The following is a 19,558-nucleotide window of genomic DNA, read 5'->3' as shown; positions in this document are numbered from 1 at the left end:
GAGTTCAAGGCAGTGTTCGCCCAGTTTGCGCCTGGCGCGGTGTTGCCGTTCTGATTGTTTTATGACGACGGTAAGCCGTCGGGCAAGGATCCTTGCCCCGCCCTGCCTTTGCATGATGCATTTTCACAATGCCTTTTGCCTGAAACCGAGATAAACCGTGTTTTGTAAGGGCTCAGATGCAACAGAAATAGTGGGCTTCGGGGATAACGGGTTTCGATGATACCGGGCCTGGGCCAGCGCGGCAATCAGGCTTTGGCAAAAGCGGGCGCCGGCAGTCCCGGGCCCTTTGGCGGTCTGAGTACCCTAGCGGCTTAGCGCCTGGTAAATATCCAGATGCGCCTGCACCACCTTGCGAATGTCGAAGGCCTCCTGCGCCAGCGCCCGTCCTGCCTGGCCCATGGCCTGTCGCTTTTGCGTATTCTCTGCCAAATCACAGACCGCCTCATAAATTGCGCACGCATCCCGGACCGGCACCAGCACGCCTGTCTGATCGGCTTCAATCGCATCCCGGCATCCTGGTACGTCGGTCGTAATCACAGCACGTCCGCAGGCGGCGGCTTCAACCAGCGACTTGGGCAACCCTTCCCGGTACGACGGCAGCACCACAATATGTGAATCTGCGTACAGCGCAGCAATATCGCTGCGCTCGCCCAGCCATTGCACGCGGTCGCCCCAGGCCGTGGCCTCTTCCTGCGTTACCGATGCCGGATTGCCCGGATCGGGATTGCCCACCACCAGCCAGCGATAGGGTTTGCCGTCGCGCCGCGACATGTCGGCCGCTTCCACATATTCCAGCACGCCCTTATCGCGCAACAGTCGTGCCACAAAAATGATCCTAACCGGCAGCGGCGGCTCCGGCACCGCTGCATATTGCTCAAGATCCACACCTGAACCGCGGATCATCACTACCTGATCGCCGCGCACCGCGCCAATGCCGCTCAGGATATCGCGATCGTTGTTGTTCTGGAAAATGACACGGCTGTTGGAGTGTCCCAGCGCAAAGCGATAGAGCTGCTGGGTCAGTAATCGGACCCAGTCAATGCCCTTGTGTTCGCGGGTAAAAATAAAGCCCAGGCCCGAGATCGCAGAGACCACGCCCTTTACTCCCGCAAGCCTTGCAGCAATGCCGCCATACAGCACGGGTTTGATTGTGACCAAATGCACGATATCGGGCCGCACCCGCCGCAACAACTGATAGATGGCGTAAAGCGTTTTGAGTTCGGCCAGCGGGTTCATGCCGCTGCGCGACATCGGCAACACATGGTGCGTCAACCCATGTGATTTGATAGCCTGCACGGCAGCGCCGTCCATGGTTGCCACGCTAACCTCATAGCCCTGTTCCTTTGCCGCCAATGCGATGGGCAAACGATGCGACAGAAAAAATGCAGGATTATTCACCACAAACATCAGGGAGCGAGGCAAGTTTTGCTGTGTCATAGTACGGGGTCCCTATTCGTCGAATCAGCGCGCATCGCCAACCATCGCCCGCCAGGTCTGTTCATATCGTTCAATCATCTTGGGCAGGCTGAACTCCTGCAGCACCCGGGCGCGTACCCTGGCGGCGATCACGTCACGGCCCTGCGCATCGATGGCGGCAAACGCCTGGCCGATCGCGTCGGCCAGCGCTACCGGGTTCTGCGGCGGCACAACCCAGCCGGTATCGCCCACGATCACGGCGGCATCGCCAACATCGGTCACCACGCCGGGTACGCCGCAAGCCATCGCCTCGGCCACCACATTCGGAAAGCCCTCTGCCAGGCTCGAGAGCACGTGTATATCAAGTGCGTTCATGACGGCAGGCACATCATCGCGCATGCCCAGCAGGAGTACTTGATCGGTTACATCGGCCTCGCGCAGCAACTGCATCAATTGCGCATTGTCTGTGTCCAGCCCTTTGCCGACCAGCACACAATGCAGGGTCAGCCCGTTTTGTTTGCACTGCGCCAGCGCGGCGATCAGGCTGCGATGGTCCTTGAGCGGATTGAAACGCGCCACAAAACCGATCACCCGCGCATCGGGCGCCAGTTGCCACTGCTGCCGCAGGCGCTCGCGGGCCTGCGCATCCGGTTGCCAGCGCGTCAGGTCATAGCCGTTCTGTATCACCACCATTTTGTCTGCATCGTAACCCCATTGCTCATGGCGCGCTCGGGCGCCTTGTGCGCAGCAAACAATGGTTTGCGGCAGCCAGCCGGACACCAGCCCGCAAGCGCGCGCCAGCAGCCAGGCAGACTTGCTGCTGCTCTTGAGGTTTTCGCCCGAATTGCGTATGCCCCAGGCAATATGCCGGATCCCGGCGGTTCGTGCTGCCAGTCCGGCAATCGCATCGGCGTGATACATCCAGGTCTGCACCACGTCAGGCCCAAGCCTGATCAGTTCGCGGCGCAGCGCCAGAAAGTCGCCCGGCGTGATCTTGCCGGATTTCATGCCAAGTGTAATAACGTTGATGCCCGCATCGCGCAGACCTGCGCCGTACAGCCCGTCATCGGTAAAGCAAACCAGGGTATGCCGAACCGTGCTTGAAGGCGCCATCAACAAGCGGTTGAGCACCGCTTCGGCGCCGCCCTGGCCCAGGCCGCTGATCACATGCACCACATGCAGTTCGCGCGCAGGCGCTGTTGTTATTTCTGCAGTTGCGTTAGCGCCATCTATCGGCGCTGCGGCGACCGGCGCCGATACGGATGAATCCGATCCTGCAGATTGGCTCATGGCGCCAGCCGCGCCAGCGGGCTGCGACAATGCCGGCATTATTGCGACTCCGTCGGCGTTGCCGGTTTTACCCGCGACTTGCCCAGCACCGCATCAAACAGGAACTGCCATTGCTCCAGTACCGCGGCCAGGCTGTAGCGGTCACGTACCGAGATCGTGGCACGATGGCCAAGCTCGCGCCGCAGTATTTCATCTGTCATAACCTGATGCAGCGCTTCCTGCAGGGCATCCACATCGGAGAGCCCGACCAGAATGGCATCACGCCCGTCTCTGGACAGTTCAGCAGGCCCGCTGGGGCAATCCATGGTCACGCAAGGCAGGCCCAGCGCCATGGATTCGAGCAATACATTGGGAAACCCTTCCACTTCAGAAGTCATCACAAACGCATCGGCGCGGCTGATCGCCTCCCAGGGCTGGTCGGTATTACCCGGCAGATGGATGCGGTCCTGCAAATTCAGTTTGCGCACTTTTTCCTGCAGCAAGCTCAGAAGCGGTCCTTCACCCCAGATCGTCAGATCCCAGTCGGGCACCTGCGGCGCCAGCCGGGCAAAGACATCAATCAACATTTCAAAGCGCTTGGTGGCAACAAACCGGCCCATGGCGCACAATTGCTTGCGCGCACCCGCTTGTGCTTGCCGATCAGACGGCGTTGCTGCGCCGGCGGTTTCCGCATCGGGTGCCGTGCCGGCGGAATCGGACACATACGAGACCCTGCCGGTATCGTCCACCGCCCGGGCGGCCGACTCCAGTGCCGGCGGCAACGGATTGGGAATAACCGCCACATGCTGCAAGCCGGGCACAACACGGGCAAAGACCTCGGCGGCCTGTTGCGTCTGCAGCATAACGGCATCGGCCTGCGGATACAGCAGGCGACGCGCGTGCGACAGGACATTGCTGATATTCTTGCTGGCGGCCGGATTGGTTCTTTCGCACACAATGACCGGAATGCCCAGGCCCTTGGTGGCCGCCAGCACCATGACATTCACATTCGTTAAAAACGATACGATCACATCGGGCGCTTCATCCTGAATCAGGCGCCGCAGGATCAGCGGCTTGGCCAGCGTACGGAACATGCCCGGGCCGCTCAGATGCCGGGCTACCCAGACCTGGCGCACGCCGGGATCCAGCGGATAGAACGATTGGCCCGTACCCCGGGAAAAAGTGGGCATCAAGCACACATCATGGCCTTCGCCCACCCAGGCATTGACCAGCGATGCGGCCACGCGCTCGGCGCCACCGGCATTCATGGAACTGACAAGTAACAGGATCCGCATGTACTATTCCTTACCGCTGCAGTTAATGATCTTCATGGTTTTATTCCGTATTCGTCCAGCCAGGCCTGCAGCATCAGGATACCCCACAAGCGCGCACTGTTGTCCACCTGCCCGCTTTGATGCTGCATCCAGACCTCGCGCACACGTTGCGCATCCAGCAGGTTCTGTGCCTCAAGGCGCGGCAATGCCAGCAACTGCTCGCCCCATTGGCGCAACGGCCCCCTGAGCCACTGCCCCATGGGCACGGAAAACCCTTTCTTGGGGCGATCGAGCATCTGCGGCGGCACGTGACGGTAGAGCAGTTGCTTGAGAATCCACTTGCTGTCGTTGCCGCGCAGCTTGTATTTTTCGTCCAGGCTCCAGGCAAACTCATATACCCGGTGATCCAGCAGCGGCACACGGGTTTCAAGGGAAACGGCCATTGCCGCCCGGTCCACCTTGACCAGAATATCATCGGGCAGATACGACACCGTATCGATAGCCATCATCGTGTCCAGCAGGCTGTCCAAAGGGGCCTGTGAAAAGGCGCTGGCCGGTTCGGTTGCGCCCTTGACCAGGCTGGCCGGGTCCTGCCAGTACGAAACAAACTGCCGGTAGAACGCGACCATATTGTTCGCCCCCAGCACCTGTTCGAGCTTGCCGAATTTTTCTGCACGCGGCCCCGACAGCAGACTGGCGGCAACCCGTGCACCCGCACGCAGGGGTGCCTGCAGGCCTGCCGGCACACGCTCGCGCTTGGCCCACCATTGCTGCACCCGTTTATAACGGGAATAGCCGCCAAAGAGCTCGTCACCAGCATCGCCCGAGAGCGCCACCGTCACCTGCTGCCGCGCCATGCGCATTACCAGCGCGGTCGGAATCTGCGAGGAGTCGGCAAACGGTTCGTCATACATCTGCGGCAGCGCGGGAATCAGATCCAGGCTGTCCTGGCCACTGACATAAAGCTCGGTATGGTCTGTGCCCAGATGGCGCGCCACCTCGGCCGCGTATTCGGCTTCGTTATATTCCGGTTCGGTAAAGCCAATGGAAAATGTCTTGAGCGTACCGGCCGCTTCCTCCCGGGTCAAACTGGCAATCAGGGAAGAATCAATGCCGCCGGATAAAAACGCGCCCAACGGCACGTCCGAGAGCAACTGTCCGCGGATCGCCTGGCGCAACACGCGATCCAGGCCATCGACCGCATCATCATCCCGCGCAAATTGCGCACGCGGCTGCGAACGGGCTACCTCCAGCGCAGACCAGTAGGGCTGCGGTTCGGGCCAGTTGCCTGCGTCTATCTGATCCGGCGACAAACTGACCCAGGTCCCTGGCAACAGCTTGCGCACTTGTGTGAACACGCTATGGGGCGCAGGAATGTAGTTATGCCGCAGAAACAGCGCAATCGCATCACGATTCAAATGCGCATCAAAACCCGGCAAAGGCATCAGCGCCTTGAGCTCGGAGGCAAACATCAGGCCATCTGGCGCATAACCGTAATACAGCGGCTTTTCCCCGAAGCGGTCACGGGCCAGCACCAGATTGCGCGTCTGCCGGTCCCATACGGCGATGGCGAACATGCCGACCATCCGCTTCAAGGTTTCCTGCACGCCCCAGATCATCAGTCCGGCCAGAATGGTTTCCGTATCGGCGTGTCCGCGCCAGGCATGGGTATAACCGTCCTGCTCCAACGCCTGGCGCAATTGCGGATGGTTATAGATTTCGCCGTTGAACACTAGCATGAAGCGCTGATCGGCACTGGGCATGGGTTGGTGCCCCTGCTCGGACAGGTCCTGGATGGCCAGCCGAACGTGGCCAAAGGCCACGCCATTATCTGTATCTTCCCAGAAACCATGGCTATCCGGCCCACGGTGGGCAATACGGCCACAGCTTTGCGCAAGCAATGTTTCCTTGTGTTCGAACCGGCCTACAAGCCCGACAATCCCGCACATAAGCGTTGCCTATCCCTTTTTATCCTGATGCTGTATGTCGTTGAATACCTCATACCACAAAGACAGCACGCGTCGCATCGAAAAACGGTCACGCACATCCACGGCACGACTGGCCAGCGTTTTGCGAGCCTGCTTGTCCTGCATCAGCGCCGACAGCGCGGCAGCCAATGCCTGCGGATCTTCTACCGGTGTGACCAGCAACCCGTCGATATCGGGCCGGATAATCTCGCGCGGGCCGGTTTCACAATCGAATGCCACGCTGGGCATGCCACAGGCCATCGCCTCAAGCAGGCTGTTGGACAGGCCTTCTACCCGCGAGCTCAGGACATAGATATCGCAGGCCTGATACCACTGCTGCATATTGCCTACCCTGCCCGGCATACTGATACGCCCGGCCAGCCCGGCCACATCAATCTGTCCCTGCAGGCGATCGCGCTCGGGGCCTTCGCCCAGGATGACCAGATCCCAGTCGGGAAATACGGCAGCCAGATCCCTGAATGAATCGATCAGTATATCGAAACCCTTGTCGGTGTGCAGGCGCCCCACAGCCAGCAGGCGGCAGCGTCCGTTGCGCAGTGGTGGCGTCACCTGCGGCTCGCTATTGGTCAGCGGCCAGTGAACGGCATTCGGTATCACTGCCATATTCGATCCGGGCACGTGGTTGACGACCCAGCTGGCTGTATCGCGGGTCAGCGCCACCACCCGGGCTGCATGCGGATACGTGCGACGGCGCAGCTTGAGCCAGAACGGCGACAGATTCTGCGATGGCGGATGGGTATGCTCGGTGGCAATGACCCGGCACCGCAAGCCGGTGGATGCCACTATCGACAGGATCGACGCGGTCGTCATCATGCCCAGCACGATATCGGGTCTGTAGCGCTGCATGGTTTTTCGCAAGGCGTACAGGCGTCGCAGATTGGCCACCACGCCGCGCAAACCCGCCGTATTGAGCGCTACCCGCTCCACATGCTGGTTCAGTTCATAGACGTCGCCACGGGCATCGGTCTGGGTCACCACCATCACGTCATGCCCGTGAATATGCCACTGGTTGGCCAGGTCGACCGCTACCCGCTCCGCCCCGCCGGCATGCAACGAGTGGATGAAGATCATGATTCGCAGAGGGGCTGGCGCTGCGGTCGTCGAATTCAAAGACATATCAATCGGTTGTTTTTTCAGAAGTAGATTGTTTGGACACATCATGTGTCAGCGTCACAAAGACATAGCAAATATAAGACAGCAGGTACATGCAACTGGTTGCCAGCATAATACCTTCGGCGCCCATCAAGGGTGCCAGAATCTGGTTGAGTACCGCCTTGAGCGCAAAGTTGGCCACCGCAATGGCGGCCATCAGCTTGTAGCGGTTCTGGCTGGCCATCAGCTGCACCAGAATCAGCACGCCGAAATAGAATGGCAACTGCAATATTCCCCAGCGCAGCACGCTGGCCACGGCAATCGTGTCATTGGCCGTAAAGGCGCCGTTTTCGAACAGAATTTTCACAATCCAGGGCGCCAGCACCCAGCAGGCAGCCACGGCAACAATCCCGCCTGCCAGCATCAGCACCGACCATTTGAGCGCCATATTGCGGGCGCGCAGCGCATCGCCCTGGCTTTGCACATCGGCCAGCACCGGCAATGCAGCGCGTCCCACCGATGCGGCGCCAAGACCGATAATCAATGATAGCAAACGCGTGGCATAACCCAGCGTCGCGTTGGCATTGTCTCCAAGGCTGGCCGCGGCAATCTGATCCAGCGGACCCACAAAGCTCATGGCGATCTGCCCGATCAGCATCACGCCGGCCGCGTTCAGCAACAACGGCCACTGATGCGACTTGAACGTAAAACTGGGCACACCCCAAATACCGTTGTCAGCCTTGCGCGCCAGCACTGTCAGCCAGACCGCCTGTATGACGTAGCCAACCAGCGTCCCCAAGAGTAGTGGCATGACGCTGACATCGCCCGGCGTGACCAGAATCCATATCAATATCATGAGCGCCGGGATGCTTTCCAGCAAGGTATTGACATGCCGCTCGTGCGCACGCAGGCGCGATGTTCCCACGCCGATCAGCAGCGTCAGCAAGGCCGCTGGCGCAAAGGCCCAGATCAGCTCGGTACTATGCTGCCTGGTGGTCTGGCTCAGATTGCCAGCAGTATAGTCAAGAATATAGGGCCACAGCAGCCAGGTCAGTACAGCAGTCAAAACACCAATCGCCAGCACCCAACCCTGCAGTTCCCGGAGAAATTGCACCCGCTCGCTGCCAGGCGCGTAGCGCGTCTTGACCAGCACCGGAATCAGGACAATGGAAAACGCCCCGACAATGGTAATGGGCAGCCAGTTCGCCATAGTCATGGTGAACTGATAGGCGTCAACCACCTCGCTCACACCATAGCGATGCGCCACCGCCATTTCCTTGAGCGCACCGGCCATCTTGCCGATCAGCAGGAAAAACGCCACGCGCATCGCGCCGCGCGCGATACGCATATGGTCAGGATGCAGCCCTTTAAACCGCCCGATTGCCCGCTTCAAGGATCAACGCAGGAACTGGGTATACCACGGCATCGCCACTTCGATCCCTTCCAGGATATCGTGCGTGGGCTTGTACCCCAATTGGTCATGCGCCTTGGTAATATCTGCCTGCGAATGACGAACGTCGCCGCTACGAAAATCGCGGTATACCGGCTTTTTATCGTACTTCACACCGTTTTTGTCCAGCGTGCTGGCCAGATGGGCGAACAGCTCATTCAGGCTGGTGCGGGCGTTGACCGCCACGTTGAACACCTGGCTGCCCTCTTCTGGCATATTGGCAGCTGCCAGCAGGTTGGCCTGCACGGCGTTTTCCACAAAGCAGAAATCGCGGCTGGTTTCGCCATCGCCATTGATGAACACCTCTTCGCCCTTGATCATGGAAGCGGTCCATTTGGGGATCACGGCCGCATAGGCGCCATCGGGATTCTGGCGTTTACCGAACACATTGAAATAACGCAGGCCCACGGAGCTGAAACCGTAGGCACGGGCAAACACGTTGGCATACAGTTCGTTCACATATTTGGTGACAGCGTACGGAGATAAGGGATTGCCGATCTTGTCTTCCACTTTCGGCAGATCCGGATGGTCGCCGTAAGTTGAACTTGAGGCCGCATAAACAAACGACTTGATACCGGCCTCGCGGGCGGCAACCAGCATATTCAGAAAGCCGCTAATATTGACTGCGTTCGTTGTAATGGGGTCATCAAGGCTGCGTGGCACGGAACCGAGCGCCGCCTGATGCAGCACATAGTCTACGCCGGCAACGGCTTTTTTGCAGGCATCCAGGTCGCGAATATCGCCTTCGATGAAATTGAAGTTGGTCCACTGCTGCGTGCTGACTGCTTTTTGCACTTCGTCAAGATTGTGCTGAAAACCCGTGGAAAAATTATCCAGGCCCACTACTTTCTGATCCAGCAAAAGCAAGGTCTCCAGCAGATTGGAACCGATAAAGCCGGCGCAACCGGTAACCAGCCAGGTGCGTGGTTCGGCCTGAATGGCGTTTTTGAGATTGTCGAATGCCTGAGTCATAATAATTCACCTGCTATTGGTTGAAGCTGCCAAAACACAGCCGCCATCGAATGCACATCGACAGCGCCTGTTCGTACTTACCTGCCTTTCTGATTACAGTCGAATATCGGCCTGATCGGCCTTCAGTACGTATTTAAGGTCATAAAGTACATGCTGGGCCTTGCCCAGCGCCCGGATGCCTTCGGCACCCATGCTCACAAACTGATGATGCGATACGGCCAGGATAATGGCATCGTAGGCGCCCTTTTCCGGCGTTTCCACAGGTGTAATACCATATTCGTGATCGGCTTCTGCCGGATCAACCCACGGATCATAGACGTCTACATCCATACTGTACTCGCCCAGCTCCTTCAAGATATCCACGATACGCGTATTGCGCAGATCGGGGCAGTTTTCCTTGAACGTCAGGCCCATGACCAGCACCTTGGCGCCCTGCACCTGGATCTGGCGCTTGGTCATGGCTTTGACCAGCTGCGATACCACATACGAGCCCATGGAGTCGTTCAGGCGACGGCCGGCCAGGATGATTTCCGGATGATAACCAATGGCCTGCGCCTTGTGCGTCAGATAATAGGGGTCCACGCCAATGCAGTGACCGCCGACCAGACCCGGACGAAACGGCAGGAAATTCCATTTGGTGCCGGCCGCTTCCAGCACGGCTTCGGTATCAATGCCCATTTTATTGAAAATAAGGGCCAGCTCATTGATCAGGGCGATGTTCACGTCGCGCTGGGTGTTTTCAATGACCTTGGCGGCCTCGGCCACGCGAATACTGGATGCCTTATGGGTACCGGCAGTAATGATCTCGCTGTACAGATCATTGACCAGGTCGGCAATTTCCGGCGTAGAACCCGACGTAACTTTCTTGATCGTTGAAACGCGATGATTTTTGTCGCCCGGGTTGATGCGCTCGGGGCTATAGCCAGCAAAGAAGTCTTCGTTGAACTTCAGGCCGGAGCATTTCTCCAGAACGGGCACGCAATCTTCTTCGGTTGCCCCAGGGTATACCGTAGATTCATAAATGACGATATCGCCTTTTTTCAAGACCTGGCCAATGGTTTCGGACGCCTTGATAAGTGGGGTCAGATCCGGCTGCTTGTAGTCGTCAATCGGCGTTGGCACTGTCACGACAAACACATTACATTTGGCAAGCTCTGCCGGATCAGCACTATAGCTCAGCTTGGCAGCCTCGGCCAGCTCCTCGGAAGATACTTCCAGCGTGTGGTCCACACCGCCCTGCAAGTCTTTGATACGCTTCTGATTGATATCAAAACCAAGCACACTGCGCTTTTTGCCGAATTCCACCGCCAGAGGCAGCCCGACATATCCAAGTCCGACAATTGCTAATTTTATATCGCCAAGTTGCACGTAGTTCTCCAGAAGGCTATTCAAATAGATGTGATGGAACGTATTTCAAGCGTCAATTTTAACAAGTTCCGGATAAGCACGGACGAAGATGCGACACGCATGTATTACCGGAATGAAACAAAGCAAACTGCCGGATGCGGTCAGCGACGGCGCGACACCGACGGCAGCAGCAGCCAGCGCGGGCAGCGCCATGCCACCAGGCGTGAATAGAGCCAGATATACACAGATGCAAATACCAGCATACTGATACACAATGCGATCGGATTGTCCCAGTAATAGGTTGCCGGAATCAGCCCGATCAGCGTCAGTACCCACAAGTATGGAGATGTCAGGGCGTTGCACATGACCGGCACCATGCCCTGCCCCCTGCGATTGAACGTGACACGAACCAGGCGGCGAAAAATAAGCTGGTGCAGATGCAGCGCATCGGGCTGGTCTACCGGCACGCCACGCTTGAAGCGGCGGCGCCAGATTGAAAAAAGCGTTTCGAATACGGGATAAAACAGCACGGCCAGCGCATAGAAGGGCGAGACCGAAGGGTTGCGCACCACCAGCAACACCGCCAGTTCGGCAAGCATGAAGCCGATAAAGTAGGCGCCACCGTCACCCAGGAACACCCGTCCGTAAGGAAAATTCCAGACGAAAAAGCCGATGATGGACGAAGCCATGGCGAGGGCAATGGCAAAAATGGCCAGGTCATCCACCTGGTACGCCACCAAGGCAATTGAGGTCGCCATCAGCATGGCCACCATGCCGGCCAGGCCATTCATGCCATCCACAATATTGAGCGCGTGGGTACATCCGCCTACGGCAACCACAGTAAAGATCAGCGAAACCGGCCAGAAGCCCAGAATGTAATTGAAAGCGTCAATGCTGACGCGGCTGACTCCGCCAAAAAACCACCAGGCAATAGCGGCAGACAGGAACGCGGCCAGCAGGCGCTTGCCCGCGCCAATGTCCTTGGTAATGTCTTCGAGAAGGCCGGCCACAAATACCGGCATCGAAGCCACAAATAAAGCGGGCCATAGCCAGTTGAGCGTCATGTTGTCGGGCCGGCCCAGCACCAGCAGCCCGGCCAGGGTACCGGCAAACACCGCCAGCCCGCCAATACGAGGCGTGGATTTTTTGTGGGATGCTTGCGGTTTGTTCAGATCATAGTCGCCGGTGTAGCGGCCATGCCATCTTTCGGAAAAAACAATAAGCCCGCCGACCATAAAGGCGACAACGCTGATATAGAGATATTGCCAGGGAAATGTCAAAGTCGATCCAGAATGCAAATACTTAACAAGCGACAATAGTAACTCGGAGCGACCGGGCGCTATCCGGTTTGAAACAAACGGCATAACATTTCATATTCGGCAATTTTAATAATTAATCTGCATTAAAAATGCCGTCCGTCACATTATGACAAATTTAGCTCACTTGAGGGCTGGCGCTTCAAGTGTAAGGTCACGCGCAAGATCAAGGCCAGGATCGATGTCAATGGGCAGGTCGACAGCGCGAATCGACCGAACAAATCGCTGGTCAGGCTTATCGACCCGGGCCAATCCCAAAATGAATGGGCAACCTTATGGATCCAGGAAAGAACCACATCCGAGATCAACAGCCACGGGCTTTGGCTCAAACGACGACCCTGGTCCGCCGCTTGCGCCCCTCCTGCCTGACCGCGCTTTGACCTAGCGCCCAGTCCTGACCAGACCCTTATCTTGCTCTGGCCCAGCGCCCACCCTGCCCGGGGCGCACCGGTCGGCCTTGGCTTAGCCAATATCCTGCGCTTTGCCGTCCAAATACAGGACTCGCGGACAAAAAAAAGCCCAAGACCTTGCGATCTTGGGCTAAATCCACCAAAGGAGGAGGGTGGAGGAGACAACCTTGGCAAGACAAATAGGCGAGAAACTCAAGCAGCAGGCAATTAAGAAGCAAACAACCTTTTCTTATTGCGGGCAATGCTAGCTGTTACTGTGGCGCCAACGCTTATTCTTGAATGTGGCGAACTGCAGAACTGCTGTCACTGCTTACTGCGAATTTCCGAAAAACCATTTCGTCATCCGTTAAACAGATAGTACTGCTTTTTTTTGTGCGATGCAAGAAAATTATCAGTCAAGCGTTTGAATTCGCTCCCAATTTACTTCAATCTGTTTCAAAACCGACACAGCCCACACACATGTCCATAGGTAATTACGCTGGTGTGCGGGTATGTCTGGATATTTTACGCCCTGGCAGGTGAAAAAAAACAAAGCAGGCAGGCATGTCGTGGTGTTTTCACAACATTCGACCATAAATCAGCGTAAACAGGGAGGACATCCCAAGGTCGCCACCACCCTGCCGGACAGATATGGCGCCGGCATCAAGGGCGATCAGGGGTCCTGCGCGAAGCGTCTCGCAAGCCCCGGCAGGATCATCCTGCCTGCGTTGCACTGCGAGAGGCAAGGCTGGGGCGCAGGAATCTCAGACGCGAGCTTCAGACGCGATATGCCAGCGTTGTCATGACTTTGGACATGGCGGTCATGATGCCACGCACCGGTAACGGCAATGGCGTGCCGCCGTGCTGTTGCGCAGTTTCACGATGATGGACCTCATCTTCCTTCATCTGCTGGACAATGGCCCGCGAGCGGCTGTCCTGCGCGGGCAGATCGCTCAGGTGACGCTCCAGATGCGCTTCCACCTGGCGCTCCGTCTCGGCCATGAAACCCAGGTTACGTTCGCGACCGGCGGCACTGGCCAGCACCCCCAGCCCGAAAGAGCCCGCATACCATAGGGGATTGAGCAGGCTGGTATGGCTGTTGAGTTCACGAATACGATCGCGGCACCAGGAAAGATGATCCACCTCTTCCTGCGCAGCCGTCTCGAACACCTTGCGCACCGACGTTTCCTTGCACATAAGCGCCTGCCCGCGGTACAAGGCCTGGGCGCATACTTCTCCGACATGATTGACACGCATCAGGCCGGCTGCATGCCTGGCTTCGGCCTGGCTCAGATCCGGTGCGCTGGCTGCCATGTGCGAGCCCGCAGGATTGGGGCGCGAAGCACGCGAAGCGCCCGAGAGCACTTCGAGCGCAGTCCCGATTTCTGCCAGCACCCGGTCGGCAAGCGAATAACGACGATCAAATTCACGTACAACAATAGCTTTTTCGGTCATAAGTCAGCCTGTTTTGGAAAGGACAGGAAAAGAACGGAGCAGGCGCCGCCGGCGGTCGATTTGGTAACCCGCGGGAGTCTGCCCGATCGTCTATTGTAGCAATGGGTTATGATTTGATTTTGATTTAATGCAGGAAACAATCATGGAATGCAATATCGAATGGAATGGCCCCGAAGGCATGCTGTTCGTTGCCACAACCGGCAGCGGACACACCGTTGCCATGGATGGCGCGCCTGAAGGCGGCGGCAACAATCTGGCTCCCCGCCCCATGGAGATGATGCTGGTGAGCGCCGGAGGCTGCTCAGCCTATGACATCGTGCTCATTCTTAAACGCGGCCGGCACCAGGTTTCCCGCTGCCAGGTAACGGTACAGGGCGAGCGTGCCGAGACCGATCCCAAGATTTTTACCAAAATCCATTTCGTCTTCACCGTCACCGGCAAGAACCTGCCTGAAAAAGCGGTGGAGCGGGCCGTCAGCCTGTCTCACGAAAAGTACTGTTCTGCCGTTGCCATGCTGGAAAAGTCAGCAACCATTACCCACGCTTATGTGATCGCCGAGGCATAAAGATGAACCAGCAGTATGAAGCATTCATGCGCCATGTAATGGAGCATGGCGTAGCCAAGACAGACCGCACCGGAACCGGCACCCGCTCGGTATTCGGTCATCAGATGCGCTTTAACCTGGCCGAGGGCTTTCCTCTGGTCACTACCAAGAAGCTACACACCAAAAGCATTTTCATTGAGCTGCTGTGGTTTTTGCGCGGAGACTCGAACGTGCGCTGGCTGCAGGAACGCGGCGTCACCATCTGGGATGAATGGGCCGATGCCCAGGGCAACCTGGGGCCGGTTTACGGTGTGCAGTGGCGCTCCTGGCCCAAGCCGGATGGCGGCCACATCGACCAGATCAGCCAGGTCATTGAGCAAATCAAATCCAATCCGGATTCTCGCCGGCTGATCGTCTCGGCCTGGAACGTGGCCGACATCGGGCAAATGAAACTGCCCCCTTGCCATGCGTTCTTCCAGTTCTACGTGGCCGATGGCAAACTGTCCTGCCAGCTGTACCAGCGCAGCGCCGACATCTTCCTGGGCGTGCCGTTCAATATCGCCAGCTATGCGCTGCTTACGCATATGGTCGCACAACAATGCAATCTTGAGCCAGGCGACTTCATCTGGACCGGCGGCGACTGCCATTTGTACAGCAATCATATCGAGCAGGCACAACTGCAATTATCACGTACGCCATACCCCTTTCCACGGCTGATCATTCATCGCAAACCCGACTCCATTTTCGGCTATGAATATGAAGATTTCGAAATTGCCGATTACCAGTTTCATCCGCATATCAAGGCGCCGGTAGCAGTCTGACCCTGCCAGCTCAGACGTAGCCTGCGTCACTTGCCCGCCTGCGCACCATATAACAGGAACCGACATGCCTTCACTGATTATTCTTGTTGCCTATGCCATCGAAAACCGAGCCATCGGCGTGAACAACACCCTGCCCTGGCATCTGCCGGGCGACCTGAAACGCTTCAAAACCCTCACCATGGGCAAGCCCATCATCATGGGTCGCAAGACCTGGGAGTCTATCGGGCGCCCCCTGCCGGGCAGGCGCAATATCGTTATTACCCGCCAGCAGGATTTGAGCGCCGAGGGTGCCGATGTGGTCAATTCGCTGGACACCGCCATCTCCCTGGCGTTCGAGCAAAGTGATACGGCGTTCGTTATCGGTGGAGAACAGATTTACGCCCAGGCCATTGAAAAATCCCAGCAGGTCATGGCAACTGAAATTCATCAGTTTGTCGATGGCGATGCCTTTTTCCCCGACCTGGATGAAAAACTGTGGCGTGAAACATCTCGCGATGCCCAACCCGAAGAAAACGGCATGAACTACGATTACGTTGTTTATGAACGTATTGCGAAAGACCTGCAAAAAAACAAGGTCAGCATTCCGTGATATTGCCCTGGCTGGGCTGCTACTGCTGCCCGCCACCCAAGTAAAGCTGAATGACTCGGGGGTCATCAAGCAGTTGCGCAGCCGCACCTTGCAGTGCAATCTCGCCGGTTTCCAACACATAGCCGAAGTCCGAGATCTGCAGTGCAGCGCGGGCATTCTGTTCAACAAGCAACACCGACACGCCATCATCACGCAGCCTGGCGACCATTCGCAAAATATCCTGAACAATGAGTGGCGCCAGACCCAGGCTGGGTTCGTCCAACATCAATAGTTTGGGAGAAGACATGAGGGCCCTGCCCAGGGCCAGCATTTGCCGCTCACCACCCGAAAGCGTGTATGCCTTTTGTTTTTTTCTCTCATGCAGTCGTGGAAAACGGGCGTAGACGTTATCCAGACGCAGGCGCACCCCCGTCTTATCAGCGCGTTTCGCATAAGCGCCCAACAACAAATTCTCATAGACACTCATTTGCCCGAACAGTTCGCGCTGCTCCGGCACCAGACAAATGCCTTGTTCAACACGGCTCTCCACATCGATGTGTTGCAGATCAATACCTTCATAGGTCACGGCGCCTTGCGACGGGCGTAGCCCCATCAGGGCCGACAACAGCGTTGTCTTGCCGGCGCCGTTCGGCCCGATTACAGACACGATGCTGCCAACCGGCACTTGTAGCGAGACATTTCTAACTGCCTGCACATGTCCGTAGGAAACACTCAATCCCGATACATTCAGCATGCTATTCATTTGCCGCCCCCCCTAAATAGGCATCCTGTACTTTTCTATCGGCCCTCACTTGCTGTGGCAGCCCTTCTATCAGCTTGGCGCCGAAATTCATCACAACCAGGCGATCGACCAGTTTCATCACGAAATCCATATCGTGCTCAACAATCAATATAGTTAATCCTGCTTTCTTTAGCTGACGCAACAGGGTGGCCAGCACATCCTTTTCGTGCTTTCGCAGACCGGCCGCCGGTTCGTCCAAAATCAGCAATACAGGATCAGATGCCAGTGCTCGGGCAATTTCCAGTATTCTTTGTAGCCCGAGCGGCAGCTTACCAGCCGGCGTGTACTCCTGACCTTCCAGACCAATACGGACCAGCTGTTTATAAGCTTGATCCAGAATGCGATTTTCCTCGGCGCGATTCAGACCCAAACCCGATCGCAGAAACCCTGCCGAACCTCTCATGTTGGCGCCAAGCGCAACACTGTCCAATACGCTCATACCTGGCCTCAGTTTGACATGCTGGAAAGTCCTGGCGACACCAAGGCGCGCAATCTGTCGTTGTGATTTATGCGTTACATCCTCGCCCAAAAAGTGTATTCGCCCTTCCGTTTTCCCTAACACACCTGTAATAAGATTGAACATGGTGGACTTACCCGCTCCATTGGGACCAATCAATCCCACGATTTCACCTGCCGATACGGTAAAGCTCACGTTATTTACCGCAACAAGCCCGCCGAAACGGCGGACAACGCCATCCACGCTCAGCACTTGTGTCCCCGCCTCGATCGGAGCCCTTTCGGTCAGAGGCTTTTCACCTGAGGGTTGATAGCGTTTTTTATCGACCTGCGCAACTTTCTGCCCCACGCTCTTGTACCTTGCGACGAACGACATAATGCCTCCGCGTGCAAAGTGCAAAAGCAGGATAAAGAGCGCACTGAACACAATCGCCTCAAGCTGACCGCCCCTGGAAGAGACCAGAGGAAGAATATCCTGGATGTAATTTTTCGAGATCAGCACGCCAGCGGCACCCACCAGCGCCCCCGACAGAAAACCGACACCTCCCAGAATGGCCATCAGCAGGTAATTGATACTGGCATGCAGATCGAACGGAGACGGGCTCACAAAGCGGTTCATATGCGCATAAAGCCATCCGGCCAGTGCCGCAAATACGGCAGCAGTGACAAATAATTTGAGTCGAATCACAAACGCATCTTCGCCCACACTGGCCAGCAGGACGGAACCGCCGCGTAAACTGCGGATGACCCGCCCCGCCCTGGATCGCAGCAAATAATACGAAAACAGCAGCGCAAGCCCCACCAGCAGCCATATGAGGTAATACATCTGCAATGGATTGAGAAGCTCAACGTTGCCTAGCGAGACCGGTGGGATATTGGTAATACCGGTATTGCGGCCAAGCATGTCCATATTGCCGAACAACAGTGAAATCGACAGTCCCCAGGCTATCGTGCTCAGGGGCAAAAAATGACCGCCCAACCGCAGTGTGATGCAGCCAATGACCAGCGCGCACAACGCTGTAATCAAGACTGCTGCGAGCAAGCCGGTCCACGCGGACAGGCCATAGTGAGTGGTCAGATAGGCGGTGGTATAGGCCGCAACACCCACGAAAGCCGCCTGTCCAAAAGACGTTGCTCCGCCTACACCTGTCAGCAGAACCAGGCCGAGAGCGACCAGGGCGCCAATGCCGATATCGTTCATCAGCGAAATGCCGAACTTGCCCAGAAACCAGGGCAATCCCAGAATGAACAGCGTTCCCAACATAAATACGACGATACTGCGCAGGGACGTTTTCATTCGTCGATCTCCTCGTTGCTATCTTCATCATGTGCCGTCAACACCGAACGAACCATCAATACGGGAATCAGCAATCCGAACACAATGACTTCTTTCAGTGCTCCATTCCAGAAAGAAGAAAAACTCTCTACGATGCCTACGGCAAGGGATCCAACCATGGTCAGCGGATAACTCACCATGCCGCCGATAATGGCGCCTACAAATGCCTTAAGACCCAGCATAAAACCGGAATCGTAATAGATGGTGTTGACAGGTGAAATAAGCACACCAATCATGCCGGCAAGTATGGACGCGAAAAGATAAACCAGCGTAGCCGTCTTCACCGGCCGGATGCCGACAATGCGCGCGCCCACCCGATTGACCGACGTTGCACGCAGCGCCTTGCCTGTTAAAGTAAATTCAAAGAACAGATAGAACATAATGCTCAACACTATGGCAACGGCAATGGTCAACGCAACCTGACCGCTCAGCGTAAAATTGCCGAACAGAGCGATATCCAGGTCTGTGAATGACTCGGTACGAAAGCCTTCGGGCCCAAAGAAAAGCAGCCCCAGGCCGACAAACAGAAAGTGGATGGACAGCGAGACAATAAGCAGGATCAGGGATGAGGCATCGGCAATCGGTTGCAATGCAATGCGCGCAATCAGCGGAATAATGGGCGTCACCAGAAGTACTGCGGCGGCTATCTGGATCAGCATCGAATCGGTACGTCCGACAATCGACCAGGCGAGCAGACACGGCACCAGCGGCGCCACACCCCAGCAGGCAATCGCCCGGGGAATGTTACGCCACGCGTGCGTGCGGGCAAGACTAACCATTTCCACGGCCAGCGCAACGACAGCCAGCACAATCACCAGACCAATAGTGGGGGGCACGACACCGGCCTGCAAAGAGGCAAGGCTCAGCGCGGCGAATGCGGCCACATCGCCAAAAGGCACAAAAATGACCCGGGTAACGGAAAACACCATTACCAGTCCGATACCCGCCAGCAGATAGACAGCGCCATTCGACAACCCGTCTACCGTCAGCATATAAGCAACTTCCCAATCCATTGTGTATCCCGTCCGACGTTACTGGTTAATCGTGCGACGCGCTTGGCCTC

Annotated in this window: 16 protein-coding genes; 3 read left to right on the top strand and 13 right to left on the bottom strand. The window is 56.9% G+C overall.

Annotated features, from left to right (window positions below; genetic code table 11):
• Positions 1 to 303 precede the first annotated feature (303 nt).
• The 10 genes from INT32_RS13515 to coq7 form a co-directional block, all read right to left on the bottom strand.
• Entirely contained in the window at positions 304 to 1,437 is a 1,134-nt protein-coding gene (locus tag INT32_RS13515; RefSeq protein WP_193089250.1) for a glycosyltransferase family 4 protein, read from the bottom strand.
• Positions 1,438 to 1,461: 24 nt separating this feature from the next.
• Positions 1,462 to 2,745, bottom strand: coding sequence for a glycosyltransferase family 4 protein (locus INT32_RS13510; protein WP_370540232.1), 1,284 nt, complete (start codon positions 2,743 to 2,745; stop codon positions 1,462 to 1,464).
• Positions 2,745 to 3,980: a glycosyltransferase family 4 protein gene (locus INT32_RS13505; RefSeq protein WP_193089249.1), complete on the bottom strand. Its 1,236-nt coding sequence runs from the start codon at positions 3,978 to 3,980 to the stop codon at positions 2,745 to 2,747. Before INT32_RS13505 ends, INT32_RS13510 begins: the two co-directional genes overlap by 1 nt.
• Before the next feature lie 32 nt (positions 3,981 to 4,012).
• Positions 4,013 to 5,908 (bottom strand): asparagine synthase (glutamine-hydrolyzing), encoded by a 1,896-nt coding sequence (asnB, locus tag INT32_RS13500; protein ID WP_193089248.1) that lies wholly within the window; start codon positions 5,906 to 5,908, stop codon positions 4,013 to 4,015.
• Between the two features lie 9 nt (positions 5,909 to 5,917).
• On the bottom strand, positions 5,918 to 7,018 hold the full coding sequence (locus INT32_RS13495; RefSeq protein WP_193089247.1) for a glycosyltransferase family 4 protein: 1,101 nt from the start codon (positions 7,016 to 7,018) through the stop codon (positions 5,918 to 5,920).
• A gap of 46 nt (positions 7,019 to 7,064) precedes the next feature.
• Positions 7,065 to 8,432: a murein biosynthesis integral membrane protein MurJ gene (gene murJ, locus INT32_RS13490; protein ID WP_370540231.1), complete on the bottom strand. Its 1,368-nt coding sequence runs from the start codon at positions 8,430 to 8,432 to the stop codon at positions 7,065 to 7,067.
• A gap of 3 nt (positions 8,433 to 8,435) precedes the next feature.
• Entirely contained in the window at positions 8,436 to 9,461 is a 1,026-nt protein-coding gene (locus tag INT32_RS13485) for an SDR family oxidoreductase (protein WP_193089245.1), read from the bottom strand.
• Positions 9,462 to 9,554: 93 nt separating this feature from the next.
• Positions 9,555 to 10,829, bottom strand: coding sequence for a Vi polysaccharide biosynthesis UDP-N-acetylglucosamine C-6 dehydrogenase TviB (gene tviB / locus INT32_RS13480; protein WP_193089244.1), 1,275 nt, complete (start codon positions 10,827 to 10,829; stop codon positions 9,555 to 9,557).
• Between the two features lie 140 nt (positions 10,830 to 10,969).
• Positions 10,970 to 12,043, bottom strand: coding sequence for a glycosyltransferase (locus INT32_RS13475; RefSeq protein ID WP_193089271.1), 1,074 nt, complete (start codon positions 12,041 to 12,043; stop codon positions 10,970 to 10,972).
• A gap of 1,247 nt (positions 12,044 to 13,290) precedes the next feature.
• Entirely contained in the window at positions 13,291 to 13,968 is a 678-nt protein-coding gene (gene coq7 / locus INT32_RS13470) for a 2-polyprenyl-3-methyl-6-methoxy-1,4-benzoquinone monooxygenase (protein WP_193089243.1), read from the bottom strand.
• 142 nt (positions 13,969 to 14,110) lie between these two features.
• Between coq7 and INT32_RS13465 the strand changes: the two genes are divergently transcribed.
• The 3 genes from INT32_RS13465 (at position 14,111) to INT32_RS13455 (ending at position 15,922) form a co-directional block, all read left to right on the top strand.
• Positions 14,111 to 14,533, top strand: coding sequence for an OsmC family protein (locus INT32_RS13465; protein ID WP_193089242.1), 423 nt, complete (start codon positions 14,111 to 14,113; stop codon positions 14,531 to 14,533).
• 2 nt (positions 14,534 to 14,535) lie between these two features.
• Positions 14,536 to 15,333, top strand: coding sequence for a thymidylate synthase (locus INT32_RS13460; RefSeq protein WP_193089241.1), 798 nt, complete (start codon positions 14,536 to 14,538; stop codon positions 15,331 to 15,333).
• A gap of 64 nt (positions 15,334 to 15,397) precedes the next feature.
• Positions 15,398 to 15,922, top strand: coding sequence for a dihydrofolate reductase (locus INT32_RS13455; protein WP_193089240.1), 525 nt, complete (start codon positions 15,398 to 15,400; stop codon positions 15,920 to 15,922).
• A gap of 19 nt (positions 15,923 to 15,941) precedes the next feature.
• Here INT32_RS13455 and INT32_RS13450 read toward each other — a convergent pair whose 3' ends face one another.
• From INT32_RS13450 to INT32_RS13440, 3 genes are read right to left on the bottom strand one after another with little or no spacing between them, the layout of a single operon-like run.
• Positions 15,942 to 16,664 carry an ABC transporter ATP-binding protein gene (locus INT32_RS13450; protein ID WP_193089239.1) on the bottom strand — a complete coding sequence of 241 codons (723 nt, stop codon included), beginning with the start codon at positions 16,662 to 16,664 and terminating at the stop codon, positions 15,942 to 15,944.
• Positions 16,657 to 18,456, bottom strand: coding sequence for an ATP-binding cassette domain-containing protein (locus INT32_RS13445; RefSeq protein ID WP_193089238.1), 1,800 nt, complete (start codon positions 18,454 to 18,456; stop codon positions 16,657 to 16,659). Before INT32_RS13445 ends, INT32_RS13450 begins: the two co-directional genes overlap by 8 nt.
• Positions 18,453 to 19,508, bottom strand: a complete 1,056-nt coding sequence (locus INT32_RS13440) for a branched-chain amino acid ABC transporter permease (RefSeq protein WP_193089237.1) — start codon at positions 19,506 to 19,508, stop codon at positions 18,453 to 18,455. The genes INT32_RS13445 and INT32_RS13440 overlap by 4 nt, the downstream gene beginning before the upstream one ends.
• Positions 19,509 to 19,558 lie beyond the last annotated feature (50 nt).

Origin of the sequence: Advenella sp. FME57, assembly GCF_014897675.1 — a bacterium.
In the GTDB taxonomy this organism is placed as follows: domain Bacteria; phylum Pseudomonadota; class Gammaproteobacteria; order Burkholderiales; family Burkholderiaceae_B; genus Advenella.
Note: the sequence above shows the minus strand (reverse complement) of the source record. Positions and strands in the feature narration are given on the sequence as shown.